At 68.8% G+C, this 17,662-nt stretch carries 15 protein-coding genes; 6 read left to right on the top strand and 9 right to left on the bottom strand.

Going from position 1 to position 17,662, the window contains the following annotated elements:
* Window positions 1-46: 46 nt before the first annotated feature.
* Window positions 47-742, top strand: coding sequence for a hypothetical protein (locus tag AC1RNC_RS10790; RefSeq protein ID WP_492886101.1), 696 nt, complete (start codon window positions 47-49; stop codon window positions 740-742).
* A gap of 13 nt (window positions 743-755) precedes the next feature.
* Here the strand turns inward: AC1RNC_RS10790 and AC1RNC_RS10785 are convergent, their stop codons facing one another.
* Window positions 756-1,238 carry a VOC family protein gene (locus tag AC1RNC_RS10785; RefSeq protein WP_492886100.1) on the bottom strand — a complete coding sequence of 161 codons (483 nt, stop codon included), beginning with the start codon at window positions 1,236-1,238 and terminating at the stop codon, window positions 756-758.
* A gap of 184 nt (window positions 1,239-1,422) precedes the next feature.
* On the opposite strand from AC1RNC_RS10785, the gene AC1RNC_RS10780 reads away from it, so the two are divergent.
* The 3 genes from AC1RNC_RS10780 to AC1RNC_RS10770 all read left to right on the top strand — a co-directional run bounded on the left by AC1RNC_RS10780 (window position 1,423) and on the right by AC1RNC_RS10770 (window position 4,837).
* The gene (locus tag AC1RNC_RS10780) at window positions 1,423-2,421 is read left to right on the top strand and encodes an aldo/keto reductase (protein ID WP_492886098.1); all 999 of its coding nucleotides are present in this window, start codon (window positions 1,423-1,425) and stop codon (window positions 2,419-2,421) included.
* Window positions 2,422-2,619: 198 nt separating this feature from the next.
* Window positions 2,620-3,648, top strand: a complete 1,029-nt coding sequence (locus AC1RNC_RS10775) for a mechanosensitive ion channel family protein (protein ID WP_492886096.1) — start codon at window positions 2,620-2,622, stop codon at window positions 3,646-3,648.
* A gap of 130 nt (window positions 3,649-3,778) precedes the next feature.
* Window positions 3,779-4,837, top strand: coding sequence for an HpcH/HpaI aldolase/citrate lyase family protein (locus AC1RNC_RS10770; RefSeq protein WP_492886094.1), 1,059 nt, complete (start codon window positions 3,779-3,781; stop codon window positions 4,835-4,837).
* 98 nt (window positions 4,838-4,935) lie between these two features.
* Here the strand turns inward: AC1RNC_RS10770 and AC1RNC_RS10765 are convergent, their stop codons facing one another.
* The 3 genes from AC1RNC_RS10765 to AC1RNC_RS10755 all read right to left on the bottom strand — a co-directional run bounded on the left by AC1RNC_RS10765 (window position 4,936) and on the right by AC1RNC_RS10755 (window position 7,217).
* Window positions 4,936-5,364 carry an OsmC family protein gene (locus tag AC1RNC_RS10765; protein ID WP_492886092.1) on the bottom strand — a complete coding sequence of 143 codons (429 nt, stop codon included), beginning with the start codon at window positions 5,362-5,364 and terminating at the stop codon, window positions 4,936-4,938.
* 53 nt (window positions 5,365-5,417) lie between these two features.
* The gene (locus AC1RNC_RS10760; protein ID WP_492886089.1) at window positions 5,418-6,812 is read right to left on the bottom strand and encodes a cytochrome P450; all 1,395 of its coding nucleotides are present in this window, start codon (window positions 6,810-6,812) and stop codon (window positions 5,418-5,420) included.
* Between the two features lie 204 nt (window positions 6,813-7,016).
* Window positions 7,017-7,217, bottom strand: a complete 201-nt coding sequence (locus AC1RNC_RS10755; RefSeq protein ID WP_099581009.1) for a hypothetical protein — start codon at window positions 7,215-7,217, stop codon at window positions 7,017-7,019.
* Window positions 7,218-7,503: 286 nt separating this feature from the next.
* Between AC1RNC_RS10755 and AC1RNC_RS10750 the strand changes: the two genes are divergently transcribed.
* Window positions 7,504-8,466: an acetyl-CoA carboxylase carboxyltransferase subunit alpha gene (locus AC1RNC_RS10750; RefSeq protein ID WP_492886087.1), complete on the top strand. Its 963-nt coding sequence runs from the start codon at window positions 7,504-7,506 to the stop codon at window positions 8,464-8,466.
* 75 nt (window positions 8,467-8,541) lie between these two features.
* Window positions 8,542-9,519, top strand: a complete 978-nt coding sequence (locus tag AC1RNC_RS10745; protein ID WP_492886085.1) for an NAD(P)H-dependent flavin oxidoreductase — start codon at window positions 8,542-8,544, stop codon at window positions 9,517-9,519.
* 85 nt (window positions 9,520-9,604) lie between these two features.
* Here AC1RNC_RS10745 and AC1RNC_RS10740 read toward each other — a convergent pair whose 3' ends face one another.
* From AC1RNC_RS10740 to AC1RNC_RS10720, 5 genes are all read right to left on the bottom strand, one after another.
* Entirely contained in the window at window positions 9,605-11,065 is a 1,461-nt protein-coding gene (locus AC1RNC_RS10740; RefSeq protein WP_492886083.1) for a CehA/McbA family metallohydrolase, read from the bottom strand.
* 79 nt (window positions 11,066-11,144) lie between these two features.
* Entirely contained in the window at window positions 11,145-13,952 is a 2,808-nt protein-coding gene (locus AC1RNC_RS10735; protein ID WP_492886081.1) for a TonB-dependent receptor, read from the bottom strand.
* 73 nt (window positions 13,953-14,025) lie between these two features.
* Window positions 14,026-14,985 carry a FecR family protein gene (locus AC1RNC_RS10730; RefSeq protein ID WP_492886079.1) on the bottom strand — a complete coding sequence of 320 codons (960 nt, stop codon included), beginning with the start codon at window positions 14,983-14,985 and terminating at the stop codon, window positions 14,026-14,028.
* Complete coding sequence (locus AC1RNC_RS10725) at window positions 14,949-15,530, bottom strand: RNA polymerase sigma factor (RefSeq protein ID WP_492837047.1); 582 nt, start codon at window positions 15,528-15,530, stop codon at window positions 14,949-14,951. Before AC1RNC_RS10725 ends, AC1RNC_RS10730 begins: the two co-directional genes overlap by 37 nt.
* Window positions 15,531-15,722: 192 nt before the next feature.
* The gene (locus tag AC1RNC_RS10720) at window positions 15,723-17,480 is read right to left on the bottom strand and encodes a methyl-accepting chemotaxis protein (RefSeq protein ID WP_492886565.1); all 1,758 of its coding nucleotides are present in this window, start codon (window positions 17,478-17,480) and stop codon (window positions 15,723-15,725) included.
* Window positions 17,481-17,662: the final 182 nt, after the last annotated feature.

The following is a 17,662-nucleotide window of genomic DNA, read 5'->3' as shown; positions in this document are numbered from 1 at the left end:
GGTCTCCGTCGAACGGGCGGAGAACCGCCGGGCGGGGCTGAAAGCCATGGTGACGACGGCGGGGCAGGCGGGACCGATGGTCCTGGCCGCCTATGGCAAGACGATGGGGCTGGTCGGGGCGACGTCTCCTGAAGCGTCCAAGGACGCCCCCGTGGCGGCCAGGAGCCCCGAGGCCGAGGCGCTCGACCGCCTGAAAAGCGACATGCGGACCAACCGCAAGACCCAGATTGGCGAGGCCAAGGGCCGCGCCCGCGAGAAGCTGCAACGCATCATCGAGAAGATGAAGCTGCTGAAGAAGCTCTACGCCAACGACCCCAAGGCCATGGCCAAGGCGCTGGCCGCCGTGGCCAAGGAGCTGCAAGGCGCGGTCAAGGAATATGGCAAGGCGGCCAAGGACGCCGGCGAGATGTTCAAGGCCGACTTCGCCGCCGCCCCCGACGCTTCGCTGACGCCCGACCAGCAGGCCGCCGCCCGCAAGGACCTGGAAGACCAGGCCAAGGGCGAGGCCAGCGGCGACATGGACTTCATCAAGTCGGTCCGCGCGCTCAGCAGGGCCCTGAAGGACGAGCTGCAGACCGCCAAGACCAAGGGCATCCTGACCCAGCCGGGCAAGTTCGAGCGCTCCGACGAGGTCAAGGACGCCGAGGACGGCCTCAAGGATCTCGACCAGATGACCGAGGACCTGGACACGCAGATCCGGCAGGACATGCCCCCGGGCAGCCTGATGAAGCTGGCGGCTTAGGAGGCGCTGGCCCTCATTCCCCCTTGAACGCCTTCTCGATCGCCGCGACGTCGATCTTCTTCATGGTCATCATCGCCTGGAAGGCGCGGCCGGCGGCTTCGCGGTCCGGGCTGGTGGTCGCCTCGATCAGCTGCCTGGGCGTCACCTGCCACGACAGGCCGAAGCGGTCCTTCAGCCAACCGCACTGGCTTTCCTGGCCGCCGTCGGCCGTCAGGGCGTTCCAGTAGTGGTCGACCTCGGCCTGGCCGTCGCAGTCGATGACGAACGAAAAGGCCTCGTCCAGCTTGAAGGTCGGGCCGGCGTTCATGGCGATGACCTTCTGGCCGTCCAGCTCGAACTCGACGATCATCACCTTGCCCTCCTCGACGCCCTCCGGCCCGTCGCCGGGATAGCGGGCGATCCGGTGGATCTTCGAGTTGGGGAACAGCGAGACGTAGAGCTTGGCCGCGTCCTCGGCCTGGTGGTCGAACCACAGGAACGGGCTGATCTTGGGCATGGGTCTTCCTCTGGCGTTGTGAGCCTAGGACGGGTGGGTGAGGGTGGTTCCGACACCGCCTGAAGAAAATCGATTGTCCGTCGCGCCGGGAAGATTGCCTGATCCTCCACATCGACGCGACGGCCCTAGGCTTGCCGCGCGCGGGTCCCATCTTCATCGTCATTCCACATCCAAGGAGCATCCCATGAAGACGCGCAAACTCGGCGACGGCCTCGAGGTCTCGGCCATCGGCCTCGGCTGCATGGGCATGGGCCAGGTCTATGGCACGGCCCTCGACAGCGCCGACGCCCACAAGGTGCTGGCCAAGGCCGTCGAGCTGGGCGTGACCTTCTTCGACACGGCCGAGGTCTATGGCCCCTATCTGAACGAGATCCTGGTCGGCGAGGGCCTGAAGCCCTTCCGCGACAAGGTGGTGATCGCCACCAAGTTCGGCTTCGACATCGCGCCGGAAGGGACGGGCGAGGGCTTCGCGCGGATGCGCGGCACGGACAGCCGCCCCGAGCACATCCGCGCCGTGGCCGAGGCCTCGCTGAAGCGCCTGGGCGTCGAGGTCATCGACCTCTTCTACCAGCACCGGGTCGACCCCAACGTGCCGATCGAGGACGTGGCCGGGACGGTCAAGGACCTGATCGCCGAGGGCAAGGTCAAGCATTTCGGCCTTTCCGAAGCCGGCGCGGCGACCATCCGCAAGGCCCACGCGGTCCAGCCGGTGGCGGCCCTGCAGAGCGAATATTCGCTGTGGTTCCGCGAGCTCGAGGCCGAGATCCTGCCGACCCTGCGCGAGCTGGGCGTCGGTCTCGTTCCCTATAGCCCGCTGGGCCGGGGCTTCCTGACCGGGGCGCTGAAGAGCGAGCTGGCCGCCGACGACTTCCGCCGCAACCTGCCGCGCTTCCAGGGCGAGGCCCTGACCAAGAACCTCGGCCTGGTCGAGGCCCTGACCCAGATCGCCGGCGAGAAGGGGATCACCCCGGCCCAGCTGGCGCTCGCCTGGATCCTGCACCAGGGCCCGGACATCGTCCCGATCCCCGGCACCACCAAGATCGCCCGCCTGGAGGAGAACATCGGCGCCGTCGACGTCACCCTCTCGGCCGAGGATCTCACCCGCATCGCGGCGGCGGTTCCGGAAACGGCCATCGAGGGCGAGCGCTACACCAAGGCCGGCATGGCGATGGTGGGGCGGTAGGGGGGCCACGGCTAAATCTCTCCTCCCCCCTTGGGGGAGGGGGACCGCCGAACGGCGGTGGAGGGGGTCAGCGCCGCGCCTGCTGAGTCATGACCAGCCCCCTCCGTCACGCCGCGCTTCGCGGGCGCGCCACCTCCCCCAAGAGGGGGAGGAGAGGGCCCTTGATCCCTCCCGCCCGATCCGCCCACACTCCGCCCCATGGCCGCCAACTCGCTCCGCACGCTCGATTCCTTCGAACTCCTGAAGCTGGGCAAGGCCTCGGTCACGGTCGGAGGCCTCGCGGCCGGGGTGCTGATCGTGGCCGTGGCGCTGTTCGCCGCGCGGCTGAGCTCGGCGGGCTTGCGGCGGCTGCGCGAGCGGGCGGCCGGGGACGCGGCCTCGCTCTACATCGTCGAGAAGGTCCTGACCTACGGCCTGGTGATCATCGGGGTGACGGTGGGCCTGTCGACCATGGGCCTGGACCTGACCTCGCTGGCCGTGTTCGCCGGCGCGGTCGGCGTCGGTGTCGGCCTGGGCCTGCAGGGCATCATCAAGGACTTCGCCTCCGGCGTGAGCCTGGTGTTCGAGCGGCTGGTGGCGGTGGGCGACTTCGTCGAGCTGTCCAATGGCGGGCGCGGCGTGGTCCACGAGATCGGCCCGCGCGCCACCCGCATCCGCACCAATGACAGCACCGACATCATCGTGCCCAACTCGGTGCTGGTGAACGACCAGGTGATCAACTGGACCCTGCGCAACACCAACCGCCGCTTGCGCGTGCCGTTCGTCGCCGCCTTCGGGGCCGACAAGAACCAGGTGCGCGAGGCGGTGCTGAAGGCCGCCAGGGCCGCGCCCTACACCTCGCCGGACGACGCCGTGCGCCGGGCCCAGGTCTGGCTGGTCGGCTATGGCGAGAGCAGCCTGAAGTTCGAGCTGGTGGTCTGGCCCACCGTCGAGGCCGTGCGCCGGCCCGCGGCGATCCACGCGGCCTATACCTGGCTGATCGACGACGCCCTGCGCGAGGCGGGAATCGAGATCCCGTATCCGCAGCGCGACATCCGGGTGCGGGGGCTGTTCGGCGAGGAGGGCGAGGACGCCCTGACCAGTCTCAAGCTGGAACCCGCCGCCCGCCGCCGCAAGGCGGCCAAGGCCGTCAAGCCCGGCTCCAGCAACGACGCCGCCGCCGACCTCGAGCGCGAGGACCCCGACGAGGCGCCCAAGCCGGTCCCGCCGCCGGCCGCCAAGGCCTGACCCGCGCGTCGGCCTTGACCTTGATGCCGCGTCGCCGCAGTCTTCTCGCAACTGCGAAACGGCAGTGCGACAGCCGAAGGCGGATGCCGGTTTCGGCGACTGTCGCGCGTCAACAAAGACTGTTCGGGGAGTGATCGGCATGAAGACGCCGCGCGGCTTTTTCAAACCCTTGGCCATCGGCGCGCCGGCGCCCTATCGCGAGCTGCCGGCGCGCGTCGAGCGGATGATCCACTTCGTGCCGCCGCACCTGGACAAGGTCCGCGCCAAGATCCCCGAGATCGCCCCGACCGTCGACGTCATCCTGGCCAACCTCGAGGACGCCATCCCCGCCGACGCCAAGGGCGCGGCCCTGGCCGGGCTGGTGGCGATGTCGCGCGAGGTCGACTTCAAGGCCCTGGGCGTCGGCTTCTGGACGCGGATCAACTGCCTGAACTCGCCCTGGCACCTGGATGAGATCAGCACCATCGTCGAGAAGGCCGGCGACAAGATCGACGTGATCATGGTCCCCAAGGTCGAGGGGCCATGGGACATCTTCTACATGGACCAGTTGCTGGCCTCGCTGGAAGCCAAGCACGGCGTGACCCGGCCGATCCTGCTGCACGCCATCCTGGAGACCGCCGAGGGCGTGATGAACGTCGAGGCCATCGCCGCCGCCAGCCCGCGCATGCAGGGGATTTCGCTGGGTCCGGCCGACCTGGCCGCCAGCCGGGCCATGAAGACCACGCGGGTCGGCGGCGGCCATCCGGGCTATCGCGTCATCGAGGATCCGCACGCGGATGGCTCGCCCCGCGCCTCGGTGCAGCAGGACCTCTGGCACTACACCTTCGCCAAGATGGTCGACGCCTGTGCGGCCCATGGGATCAAGCCGTTCTACGGTCCGTTCGGGGCGATCGACGACCCGACAGCCTGCGAGCAGCAGTTCCGCAACGCCTTCCTGATGGGCTGCGCCGGGGCGTGGAGCCTGCACCCCAGCCAGATCGAGATCGCCAAGCGGGTGTTCAGCCCCGACCCGGCCGAGGTGGCCTTCGCGCGCAAGATCCTGGAGGCGATGCCGGACGGCACGGGCGTGGCGATGATCGACGGCAAGATGCAGGACGACGCCACCTGGAAACAGGCCAAGGTCATGGTCGACTGCGCCCGGCAGATCGCGGGCAAGGACGCGGAATACGCGGCGCTTTACGGGTTTTAGAGCGGCGCTGTCCCCCTCCACCAGCTTCCTGGTCCCCCTCCCCCAAAGGGGGCGGACAGGCCTCGCGCGGCGAGGTCAGGTGGGGGGTAGTGCCGAGCCTAGTCCTGCTCCGCCACCGTCGTCACGATCCTCGCCCCCGCCGTCAGCAGCTTGTGGATCGGGCAGCGATCGGCGATCTCGAACAGGCGCTCGCGCTGTTCCTCGTTGAGGTTGCCGTCGAGGCTGATGACCCGCTCGAAGCGCTCGGGCGGGGTCTTATCGGCGTCGTAGTGCGAGAACACCTCGACGTGCAGGCCGCTGACGTCCCAGTTCTTGCGGTTGGCGTAGAGGCGCAGGGTCATGGTGGTGCAGGCCGCCAGGCCCGCGGCGACCAGCTCGTGCGGGTCCGGACCGAGATCCAGGCCCCCCTGGGCCGCCGAGACGTCGGCGACGATGGTCGACGGGCCGGCGGTGACGAAGGTCTGCAAGACCCCTGTGCCGGTGTCCGTGGCAGTGGCGAACGGACGGGTCTGGGCGACTTCGGTCATGGGGGGATCCTTGCAGAGCGGTGGTCGGAAGCTGGCGCTTCCTGCCCCGCCGATCAAGGCCGGGCTTGTACGATCGGCTCCAGACGGAAATCCGGCGCGTGGTCCGGCCCCAGGGTGATCGAGGCGCGGGGGATCACGGGACGGTCGCTGGCCATCGAGACCTTGAAGCGCGCCAGCAGGCTGGCCAGCACGATCTGCGCCTCGGCCAGGGCGAAGCCCGCGCCGATGCAGACGCGCGGCCCGGCCCCGAACGGCAGGAAGGCCTCCAGGCCCCACGGGTGAGGCTGGTCGATGAACCGTTCGGGCTTGAAGGCGGTCGGGGCGTCCCACAGCTTGCGGTGCCGGTGGATGACCCATGGGCTGATGGTGACCATGCAGCCGGGAACCACGTCGCAGCCCGAAACGACGTCGGCCTCCAGGGCCTGGCGGGCGATCAGCGGCGCGGTCGGATAGAGCCGCAGGGTCTCGAACAGCACCGAGCGCAGCAGCGGCCAGGCCTTCAGATCGTCCAGGCTGGTCAACCGCTCGGCCGGGAAGGCCAGAACCTCGGCGCGGACCCGGTCCTGGGTGGCCGGATCGAGGGCCAGCAGATAGGTCGCCCAGAACAGCAGCCGCGAGGTGGTCTCGAAGCCGGCGGCCAGCATCGAGCTGCACTGGTCGCGGATTTCCTGGTCGGGCAGGGGCGAGCCATCCTCGTTCCGCGCGGCTAGAAGGCGGTCGAGCAGGTCGCGGACTTCCGGATGCGGCTTGGCCCGTCGCTCCTCGATCAGGGCGTCGACCGCCGTGAACCAGCGCTTGCCGAGCCGTCGTCGCTCGCCGTCCATGAACAGCAGGTCGTCGGCGCCCTTGGCGACGAAGTCCATCAGGTTGAAGTGCGCCGGCCCCTCCATGTAGCGGCGGGCGAGGTCGGCCAACAGCGCGCCTTCCGTGTCGGCGCGGCGCGAGAACAGGGCCCGCAGCACGGCGTCCAGGGTGGCGCGGTGGAAGTCCTGGGCCAGGTTGGCGCGGTCACGGCCCTCCAGCCCTTCCGCGAGGCCCGCGCCTGCGGCGACGAAGTGAGGCAACAGGCCGCCGATCGCGGCGGGGGTGAAGACGGGCGCCAGGCTCTTGCGCTGACGCCGCCAGGTCTCGCCCTCGGACATCAGCACGCCCTCGCCGACCAGCGGCTTCAGCGAGCGGGCGGCCTTCACGGGCCGGGCGTATTTGGCAGAGGTCAGCACGTGGCGAACGCCGGCGGGGTCGTTCAGGAACAGGCCCGGCTGGCCCATGAACATGTATGGCGCGGCGAGGCTCTCATAGTCCTCCTCGCAATAGGCCCCGATCAGGCTGCGGCCCATCTCCCAGGCCACGCGGAGCTGGCCCAGCGGGGTGACGCCCAGCGGCGTGGGGTGGATCTTCGGGGCGGGCGGGATCAGCGGCGCGGGGCGGACGGCGGCGAGCATGTCCATGAAGCGGCCTTCCGGTCAGCGGAGCGCGTTCGAGGCTCCATCCGGACGTTGACGCTATAGTCGCTCACGTCGCGATGCAATTATTCATCGCGGTCGGAATTCTTGGCCCGCAACCTCGTCCTTCGACAGGCTCAGGATGAGGTTTCCACGGACGCGTCGAGCGTAATCCTCATCCTGAGCCTGTCGAAGGACGAGGATGGACCCTCAGGCCGCGACCGCCCGCAGCGGGCTGACGTCGAACACACGCTGCGATCCGCGCCAGACCTCCACGAAGTCACAGCGGTGGTGCATGTCGAGAAGTTCGAAAGCTCTCGCGCGCGCGGCCGAGTCGTCGGCGCAGGGCGTGACGTCGAAGCGCGGCACCGAGCCGTCGGATTCGACACAGAAAAAAGTGAACACCTGCATGGGCGCTACGCACTCTCTACAGGCGGGGCCGCGCACGTTCGATGGCGGGGGCCGCGGGGCGCAGATCGACTTCCGCGACCTGCTACAAAAGAACATAGGACTCTATGTCGCGATTCACCAGGGGAGAGAGTCTCGATTCGAGACTCACCTGTGAACCGCACCATTCAGCCTGTGGATAAAACACGTCGGATTCGCGGCGGTTCCCGGCCGGAATCTGGCCTCTTTCCCTCGGGGGATTCCGCCACTAGGTTCGCACCCCTTCATCAACGGCGACGTTCAAGAGTCCATGGCCGCCCATTATCTCGATTTCGAACGCCCAATCGCTGATCTGGAAAGCAAGATCGAGGAGCTGAGCAAGCTCTCCGAGACCGCTGGACCGGGGGCGTTCGACCTCGAGATCCAAGCCCTGCGCGACCGCGCCCAGGAGCTCCGCAAGGAAGCCTACGCCAATCTGGACGCCTGGCAGAAGACCATGGTCGCCCGGCATCCCCAGCGGCCGCACCTGCGCGATTATGTCGCGGGCCTGATCGACGAATTCGTCGAGCTGCGCGGCGACCGCAAGTTCGCCGACGACCAGGCGATCGTCGGGGGCCTGGGCCGGTTCCGCGGCCAGCCGGTCGTGGTCATGGGCCACGAGAAGGGCCACGATACGACGACCCGCCTGAAGCACAATTTCGGCATGGCCCGCCCCGAAGGCTACCGCAAGGCCGTCCGCCTGATGGACATGGCCGAGCGCTTCAGCCTGCCGGTCATCACCTTCGTCGACACCGCCGGCGCCTATCCGGGCCTGGGGGCCGAGGAGCGCGGCCAGGCCGAGGCCATCGCCCGTTCCACCGAACGCTGCCTCACGCTCGGCACGCCGATGGTCGCCACCATCGTCGGCGAAGGCGGCTCGGGCGGGGCCATCGCCCTGGCCGGCGCCAACCGCGTGCTGATCCTGGAGCACTCGATCTATTCGGTGATCTCGCCGGAAGGCGCGGCCTCGATCCTGTGGCGCGACGGCGCCCGGGCCAAGGACGCGGCCACCCAGATGCGGATCACCGCCCAGGACCTGATCAAGCTGGGCATCGTCGATCGCATCGTCGAGGAGCCCGCCGGCGGCGCCCACTCGAACGGCGAGGTCGCCATCCAGGCCGTCGGCGACGCGGTCGAGGAAGAGCTGAAGGCCATGGCCCACATGAGCGCCGAGCAGTTGCGCAAGCAGCGCGCCGACCGCTTCTACGCCATCGGCCGCGCGGGGCTGCAGTAGGGCCTCTCTGGCCTCTTGCCTGACCCTAGGGTCATCCCCGCATAGTCTCCGAAAATCAGAGGGAGACCTGCGGCCATGGCTATCAAGACCCGTTTCACCGCGCTGTTCGGCGTCGAGCACCCGATCGCCCAGGGCGGCATGCAGTGGGTCGGCAAGGCCGAGCTGGTCAGCGCCGTCGCCAACGCCGGGGCGCTGGGCTTTCTCACCGCCCTGACCCAGCCGACGCCGGAAGCGCTGGCCAAGGAGATCGCCCGCACCCGCGACCTCACCGACAAGCCGTTCGGCGTCAACCTGACCATCCTGCCGGCCATGACCCCGCCGCCCTATGCCGAGTACCGGGCCGCGATCATCGAGAGCGGGATCAAAATCGTCGAGACCGCCGGTTATAAGCCTCAAGAGCACGTGGACGACTTGAAAGCCCACGGGGTCAAGGTGATCCACAAGTGCACCGCCGTCCGCCACGCCCTCAGCGCCGAGCGGATGGGCGTCGACGCCATCTCAATCGACGGCTTCGAGTGCGCCGGCCACCCGGGCGAGGACGACATCCCCGGCCTGATCCTGATCGCCGCCGCCGCCGACAAGGTGAAGATCCCGATGCTGGCCTCGGGCGGCATCGCCGACGCCCGCGGCCTGGTGGCGGCCCTGGCGTTGGGCGCCGACGGCGTCAACATGGGCACCCGGTTCTGCGTCACCCAGGAGGCCCCGATCCCGATGGCCTTCAAGGAGCAGATGGTCGCCAACGACGAGCGTCAGACCGACCTGATCTTCCGCACCCTGCACAATACCGCCCGCGTCATGCGCAACGCCGTCAGCCAGGAGGTGGTGCAGATCGAGCGGGCCGGCGGCGCGAAGTTCGAGGACGTCGCCCACCTGGTCGCCGGAACCCGCGGCCGCGACGCCCTGGCCAAGGGCGACACCGACGGCGGCATCTGGAGCGCCGGCATGGTCCAGGGCCTGATCCACGACATCCCGACCGTGAAGGACCTGGTCGACCGCATCGTCGCCGAGGCCGAGGCGATCATCCGCGGGCGGCTGGCGGGGATGGTGGGTTAGGACGCAACGCCGTCCGGCATGGGGACCGGTGTCGATCTGACCGGAATGCTCCGGCGCTCCACACGTCTCGGAAGGTCGTTTAGCCTCAGGGGCCGACCGCGAGATAGATGGGGTTGCCGATCACGAGCAATCGCCCCGCCGGGTCGCGCGAATTGACCCGCACCCAGCTGGCGCCCTGCCCCACGCGGATCGAGAACTCGCCCGCCGGAGAGATGCTCACGGCGGCCTTGGCCCCGTCACGGATCACCTCCAGGCCCGCGACATCGAGGTTGGAGACGACGGCGGTGAAGGTCACGGTCGCGCCGGCTTTAACCGCCAGCGTCTCGCCCATGACGGCCTTTCGGCCGCCTGTCGTGGCCGTCAGGTCGAGCATACGGTCGCGGGTCCCGTCCAGGTCGATGAACACCCGGCCGGCGCGCAGACCGGCGAGAATGGCTTCGGTCGAGAGGCCTTCGGCATGGACGACCGTCGCCGGACGACCGACGGCGGACGGCTTGTCGTGCGGGATGCCGGCGTCGTGGTTGTCGCTGCCGCCCACGGCGGTGATGCGCCGGCCCTGGTTCAGCAGGGCCTCCCAGAAGGGCACGCCCGACAGAACGCCCTCGAAGTCGCCCAGGGCCTTTTCGTTGCCGCCGTTGGCGACCTCGATCGCCTGGACGGCGTCGTAGTCGGTGTCCTTGACGGTCCAGCCGCAGCCCATGCACTGCTCGCCGGACGGCGCGGCCGGGTGGTTGATGGAGAAGACGCCGCCCGCCGCCTTCACCGCCTGCTGCAGGCCGCGAATGGTCGGCACGGTCTTGGACCCCAGGCGGAAGTCGATGAAGGCCGTGGGGCCGAAGACGTTGGCGTGACCCTGGAAGGTGGTGACCTCGCGGCCCGGGATCAGCAGCAGGCCGGGAAACGCCGGCTGGAGCTCGGCCATCGCCTCGGCCTGACTGGTCGTGTTGTGGTCGGTGATGGCGATGAAGTCGAGACCGGCGGCCTGAGCGGCCAAGACGGTGCGGTAGACAGGGCAGGGCGCGCGCGGGGCGTCGCCGGTCACGCAGCCGCCGTCGCTATGGGCGGTGTGCATGTGCAGGTCGCCGCGATACCAGCCCGGCGTCGTGGCCTTGGGCAGGACGGCGGGAAGCGGCGCGGGCGTGCGCTGGAACCAGATCTGGGCTTCGTAGGTCGCCTTCGCGTTCGGCCGAGCATTGGGCACGCCCAGCAATAGCGTCCACTTCCCGGCCGGCAGCGGTCCGGGCAGGTAGCCGGCCGTCGCCGCCTCGGCGGAGACGAAGAACGCCTTCCTGGCGCCGCCGCTCCAGCCGCGGAAGCGGATGGGGTCCATCAACCCCAGGTCCAGCACGGTCTTGTCCTCTCGGCCGGTGTAGTCGAACGCGACCGACAGGCGCGTGACGCCGGCCGGCACGTCGAAGGTCACCGGCTTGTAGGTCTGGTGGTCGGCGCCGCTGATCTGACCGGTCAGGACGAGATCGGGCCCGCCGGTCCGGGCCCAGGCGGGCGCGGCGATCAGCAGAAGGGCCAGGACGAGCCAGCGGATCATCGGAAGCTCCAATAAAAAGAAGGGCGGCCGAAGCTGCGGCCGCCCCAAGGTTCAGGGGAAGGAAGTCAGGCGGCGCGCCCTAGAACTTGTAGAGAAGCGCCGCCTTGAAGGCCCGGCCGAACTCCGGCCGGCCGACGCCGTACAGCGATCCGGCCTCGCTGCTGATGATCTGGCCGGCGCGGGGATTGCCCTCGGTCAGGCCCAGTTCGTTGGTCAGGTTCGTGCCGTAGACATAGGCCGAGAGCTGGTCGGTGAGGTTGAACCGCACCGTGGCGCCCACCAGGGTGTAGGCCGCCAGCTTGGAGGTGTTGGCCGCGTCCGAGAACCGGTCGCCGTAGCGCTCGATGGTGCTCTCGATCCGCAGGCGGCCGTCCATCAGGTTGAAGCCGGGCGTCAGACGGAAGGCCGTCTTTGGCACGCGGATCAGCTGATTGCCGGTGAAGTCGCGAGTCCGCGTCGCCGAGCCCGCCGGCGGCTTGATCTGGCAGGTCGGGTCCGAGGCCGAGACCGTGCAGCCTTCCTCGAACTTGTAGTCGCCGAACTCGGGGTTCTGGATCGTGGCGCTGAAGCCCAGGTCGAACCACGAGACCGGGCGTAACGTCCCTTCCAGCTCCAGGCCCAGGGTCTTGGTGTCGGTGATGCTGGTCTGGTTCACATAGGCGCCGGTGGTGGGGTTGAACACCAGGCTGCCGAAGGTCAGGGCGTCATAGGCGGTGTGGAACACCGTGGCGTAGAGATCGAGCTTGCCGGCGCTCAGCTTGTAGCCGGCTTCCCACAGATCCATCGTCTGGACGATCGGCGCGGTGTTGGACGCGTTGGTGATGTAGTCGCCCAGCGACGGCAGGCGGAAGGCCGAGGTGTAGCGGGCGAAGAGGCCCATGCGCGGGCTGATCCGATAGTCCGCGCCGACGGTCCAGCCGCTGTGCTCGAACTTGCGCGTGAAGCGGTCATAGACGCCCGAGCCGGCCAGCACGGTGTCGTCGGCCGGAGTCGGCGAGAGGCCCAGATTGATGGTCGCCGTCCGCTCGCTGCGACCGGTGAACTCCACCTTCTCCCAGCGCACGCCGGCGTCGATGCGCAGGGCGGGCGTCACCTGCCATTCGTCGGTCAGGTAGAGGGCGGTGGTGTTGGACTTGCCGTCGCCATTGGCGAACTCGGCGCCGTAACGGCTGATGCCGTTCTCGGTCAGGCTGGAGAGGACCTTGCCCGCGCCGTCGACCGCCACCAGGTCCAGGCGGCGCGCGTTCTCGCGCACGTCCAGCAGGGCATTGGCCGAATAGCGGTTGAACGCCTCCTCGACGTGGGCGTGATAGAAGCCGGCCGCCACGTCATGGGTCTGGCCGCCGATCTCGAACTTGTGCAGCAGGCGGGTGTCGTTGATCAGCTCGTCCAGCGGCACGGAGACGTAGCGCAGCGAGCCGTCCACCACGAGGCCGTTGCCGTTCTGGCCCGCGGTGTCGAACACTTGGCTGGGATTGGTGGCGTAGCGCAGCTGCACGTCGACCGCGCCGGGCGTCGCGGCCAGCAGGGCGGCCTTGTACTGGGCGATGCGGGCCGAGCCCAGCACCGGGGTGTTGGGGAAGAGGCCGATGCGCTTGGACTCCGAGGTCCGGTAGCGCAGGGTCTCCTGCAGACGCCAGCCATCGGCGATCTCATACTTCAGGACGGCGGTGGCCTGGGTCAGCTTGACCTCGGTGCCGCGCGACAGGTCCCAGTCGAACGGGCCCTTGGGGCCGCGCAGGGTCAGTTTCGTGGTCTCCGGACCCGCCAGCGTGCCGGTCAGCGGATCGAAGCCCGGCGCGGCGCTGGCCTCGCCATTGGAATTGAACTTCAGCGGCACGCCGGCGAACAGGATGACGTTGTCGTCCAGGTGCTTGATGTTGAAGTCGAAGCTGCCGCGCTGGAAGTCGCGGCCGATCGAGGCGCGGACCTGATAGCCCTTGTTGGCCGTGAAGCCGGGATCGCGGATGCCGTCATCCTCGCGCCAGAAGCCGCCGACGCTGGCGCGCCAGTCGCCGATCGGGCCGCCGTAATAGGCGTCGACGCGCTTGAGACCGTAGTCGCTGGCCTGGACCTTGACGACGCCCTCCTTCGTCTCGCCCTTGCGGGTGATGAAGTTGACCGTGCCGCCCGGGGCGTAGGAGGCGAAGATCGAGGATGGGCCGCCACGCACCACCTCGATGCGCTCGATGGTCTCGTCCAGGCGGAACGACTGGTCGGCGTTCAGATAGCCCAGGCCGCCGTCGTGCTGGACCGGCGCGCCGTCTTCCTGCAGGGCGATGGCCGAGAAGCCCTCCTGCGGGATGCCGCGGGCGCGGATGTTGGCGCTGGCCTCGCCGCCCGAGGCCTCGACCCAGAAGCCGGGCACCGACTTCAGAGCGTCGGCCACGCCCATCGGCGAGCGCAGTCGCAGGGTCTCTTCGTTCATGGTGGTGACGGCGTAGCTGGTGGCCAGACGCGTGCGGGCGTCGGAGCCGGCGCGCGAGGTGACGATCAACTCCTCGACCGTCGACACCTCAGCGGCGGCCGGGCCGACGGCCAAAGGGCCGGCGCCCCGCTGGCGCAGGGTGATGACCTGGGCGGTGGCCGAGGCGATCTCCAGGTCGCTGCCGTCGATCAGCTTGCGGACCGCGTCCTCGCGGCCATAGGCGCCTTGCAGGCCCGCCGCGCGGTGCTTGGCGGCCACGTCATAGGGGAACAGGATCTGCACGCCCGCCTGGCGCGAGAAGGCGGTCAGGGCCTGGGCCATGTCGCCGGCCGGGATGTTGAACTCCACCCGCGCGGCCGCCTGGGCCTGGGCGACGACCGGCGCGACCAGCGCCGTCGTGGCCAGAAGCAGACATGCGCCGATGCGCGGCGCCCCAAATCGCGTCCAAGACTTGATCATCGTATTCGCCCCTCTTTTCGTCCGCCGAAAACCGGCGTCTCGTTCGGCCAGATGGAGGGGGCGCGAAAAACCGCTATCGAGATTTTAGAAGAATTCGTGACGATCCATCGTCGATAATCCGTATGCCGAACGTTGTGCGCAAGGCGTCCAGGAAGTTCTCGGGATTGTCCGTCAGGAACCGGCCGCCCAGACGCATGGCGCCGACCTTGGGGTCTTCTACGACCAACTTGCGGGTGAGATAGCGATTGTACTCCTCGACAGCGTCGGCCAGGCGCTGACCGTCGAAGACGATTTCACCGCGACGCCAGGCCTGCACGGCCTGCACCTCGGATTCGGGAGCGGGCGCGATGACGACGCCGGTCGTCGTCACCGCCAGCGCCTGGCGCTCGTCGGTGGCGCTCTCGACGACGGCCCGGGTCTCGCCGGCGGCCGTCTTGATCGCCGCGCGGCCGGCCAGGACGATCAGGTCCAGGCCGACGGGGCGCAGTCGGGCGTTGAACTGGCCCGAGGCCAATTGCGCGAGCCCCTGCCGCGTGAACAGCTCGAACGGCCGCAGGGCGTCCTGGGCGATGGTCAAGGCGACCTCGCCGCGCTCCAGCCACAGGCGACGGCGCTTGCGGTCGAACCGCCACAGGACCTCGGTGTCGGTGTTCAGCTCGACCGAGCTGCCGTCGGGCAGGGCCAGGGTCCGCCGTTCGCCGACACCCGTGAGGGTTCGGGCGCGCAGCAGTTGATCGCGTCCCAGATAGGCCGCGCCGGCGACGCCCGCGGCCAGGGCCAAGCCTCCGCCCAGCCAGGCGCGACGGCTCATGGCCGGCCGCCCGATCAGGTCGGGGCCGGGCTCGGCGTCGCGCAAGGCGTCCAGCTTGCTCCAGGCGGCCGCGACCTCGGCGAAGGCGGCGGCGCGGCGCGGATCGGTGTCGCGCCAAGCCTCGAACTCGGCGGGATCCGCGCGGCCGGCGTCCAGACGCGCCAGCCATTCCGAAGCCTGGGCGATCAGCGCGTCTCTGTCTTGATCGCCCGTTTTCGCCATGTACTCGCTTTACTCCCGATCCTTCGGTCTTCGCTCGCCGCCAGGGACTTGGTCAGCAGCATCAGCCCTTTGGCTAGGTGCTTCTCAACCGTAGAGATGGACAAGTTCAACCGAACCGCTATCTGGCCCGGCGAAAGGCCTTCCATTTTCCGCAAGGTGACCACGCGCCGACACTGTTCTGGCAGGCGGTTGACCGCCTCGAGGACACGCGACAGCTCCTCGCGGGCGCTGGTCACGGCGTGCGCGTCCGGCGCGGGGTCGGGCAGAGCTTCCATCTCCAGCACCCCGATCTGGCGAATGCCCACGACCTTGGCCCGGCGGAAACGCTCGAAGGCCAGGTTGCGGATGATGGTCAGCACAAAGCGCTCCGGTTGCTCCAGGCGCCGCCAGTCGGGCACGCTCAGCACCTTGGCGTAGGCTTCCTGCACCAGGTCCTCGGCCTCGACGGCGTCGCCGGTCAGCTTGCGGGCATAGGCGCGGTAGGTCTGCGCGAACGGCAGCACCGCCTCGGCGAACCACTTGTCTATGTCACGTAGCCAAGCCATCGCGCCGCGTCCCGCCGGCGACGACCGCCAACTCCCAGAGCGCTGGAGTAGCGAAGCGAGGTGTCAGTTTGGCGACGGTCACCGTTTCACGCGATCCGGAGCGCGGCCGGCTCCGGCTGAACCGGCCGCTTCTTCGTCGCCCCGCCGGGCCGCTCCGCGTTTCAGGTCAGGCCGAGGGGCTGGCGGTCAGGATCAGAACTCCTCCCAGGATTCCTGAGCCACGGCCGCCGCGCCGCCTCCGCTCGGCCGCGTGAAGCTTGCGATCTTGGCCTGCATCTTGGCCACGGGATTGCGCGGCGGGGCCTGACGATCAGGCCGAGCCGGTTGGGCGCGGGCTGGCGCGGCGCGGTGCGCGCCCTGGCCGGTTTCAAAGCGCAGCACCAGGCGCGCCAGCTCATTGGCCTCGTTCTTGAGGTTGGACGCGGCGGCGGTGGCCTGCTCGACCATGGCCGCGTTCTGCTGGGTCACCTGATCCATCTGATTGACGGCGACATTGACCTGGTTGAGGCCCGTGGCCTGTTCCTGGGAGGACTGGGCGATCTCCGAAATCAGCAGGTCGATCTGGCTGACCTTGCCGACGATGTCGGTCAGGGCCTCTCCGGTCGCGCTGACCAGTTTCACCCCACGCCCGACCTGAGACGAGGAGTTGGCGATCAGGGTCTTGATCTCCTTGGCCGCTTCGGCCGAACGCTGGGCCAGGGCGCGCACTTCCTGGGCGACGACGGCGAACCCGCGTCCGGCTTCACCGGCCCGGGCGGCCTCGACGCCGGCGTTCAGGGCCAGGAGATTCGTCTGGAAGGCGATCTCGTCGATGACGCCGATGATCTGGGTGATCTGGCCCGAGCTCTGCTCGATTTCGGTCATGGCCGTGACCGCTTCCTGCATGATCCGCCCCGATTTCTCGGCGTCGACCTTCGCGCCCGTGGCGGCGCCGGAAGCCTGGCGGGCCCCCTCGGCGCTGCGCCTGACCGTGGCGGTGATCTCGTCGAGCGCGGCGGCGGTTTCCTCCAGGCTGGCGGCCTGCTGCTCCGTCCGCCGCGACAGATCGTCGGACGCGGCGGCGATCTCGTCGGAGCCGCCGCGGATGCCGTCGGTCGTCCCCGAGATCGCGGTCATCGCCTCGCGCAGACTGGCGATGGCGTCGTTGAAGTCGGACTTGATCTGGGCGTACTGACCGTTGAATTCCGCATCGATCTGGGTCGTCAGATCGCCTTGGGCCAGCTTCGCCAGACTGGCGGCGAGCGCGGAGACCACCATCGCCTGTTCGGCTTCGGTCTTGCGACGTTCGGCTTCGGCCCGCCCGCGCTCCCCCTCGGCCTCGGTCCGCAGCCGATCGGCGTCGCTGGCCAGATCGCGAGCCTTCAGGCCATTGTCCTTGAAAACCTGGACGGCCTTGGCCATCAGGCCAACCTCGTCGCCCCGCGCCTGGCCGTCGACCTCGACCTCGAGATCGCCGGACGCCAGGCGGCGCATTCTGTCGGCCAGGTGGTTGAGCGGCCGGGTGATGCTGACACCGGTCATCCAGAGCGCGCTGCCCACGCCCACGGCCGTGCCGAGCGCGGCGATAATCAGCAACTGCCAGCGCGTGCGGCTGGAATTGGCGCTCAAGGCGTTGGATTGTTCGTGGCCGTCCTTGATGCTGGCGTCGACGATCTTGGTGTTGGCCGCGCCGAAGGTCTCGACTTGCTTGGCCGCAATGATCATCGCCTGGGCCGCCTCATCGTTGCGGTTCTGTAAGCCGAATTCGACGACCTTATCCAAGGCGGCCTTCACGCCCACGGCGTTCGCCGACAGCGCCTTGATCTGGTCGCTCTGGCCGGGCAGGCCCTTGGCGCCGTCCTTCAGAAAAACCTGGAGCGTCGCATAGGTCTTGTCGTAGTTGGCCTTGGCGCTGCGTCCTTCAGGCGAGGCGCCGTCATAGAACACGGTCATGGCGGCGAAGTAAGCCATCTGGTTCAAGCTGCGGTTTGCGCGCGCCATCTCTACCCTGGCGGGACCACGCACGTCCGCGAGAACAGAATAGGTTGCATCGCTTTTCCTCAGTTGCTCACCGCCATAGGCGGCAACGAGCATACAGATCAGCCCAAGCGCGATCATCATGGAGGCGATTTTCACGCCGATCTTCGTATTCT

The sequence above is a fragment of the Caulobacter sp. GW822-FHT01G02 genome (assembly GCF_058802865.1).
Note: the sequence above shows the minus strand (reverse complement) of the source record. Positions and strands in the feature narration are given on the sequence as shown.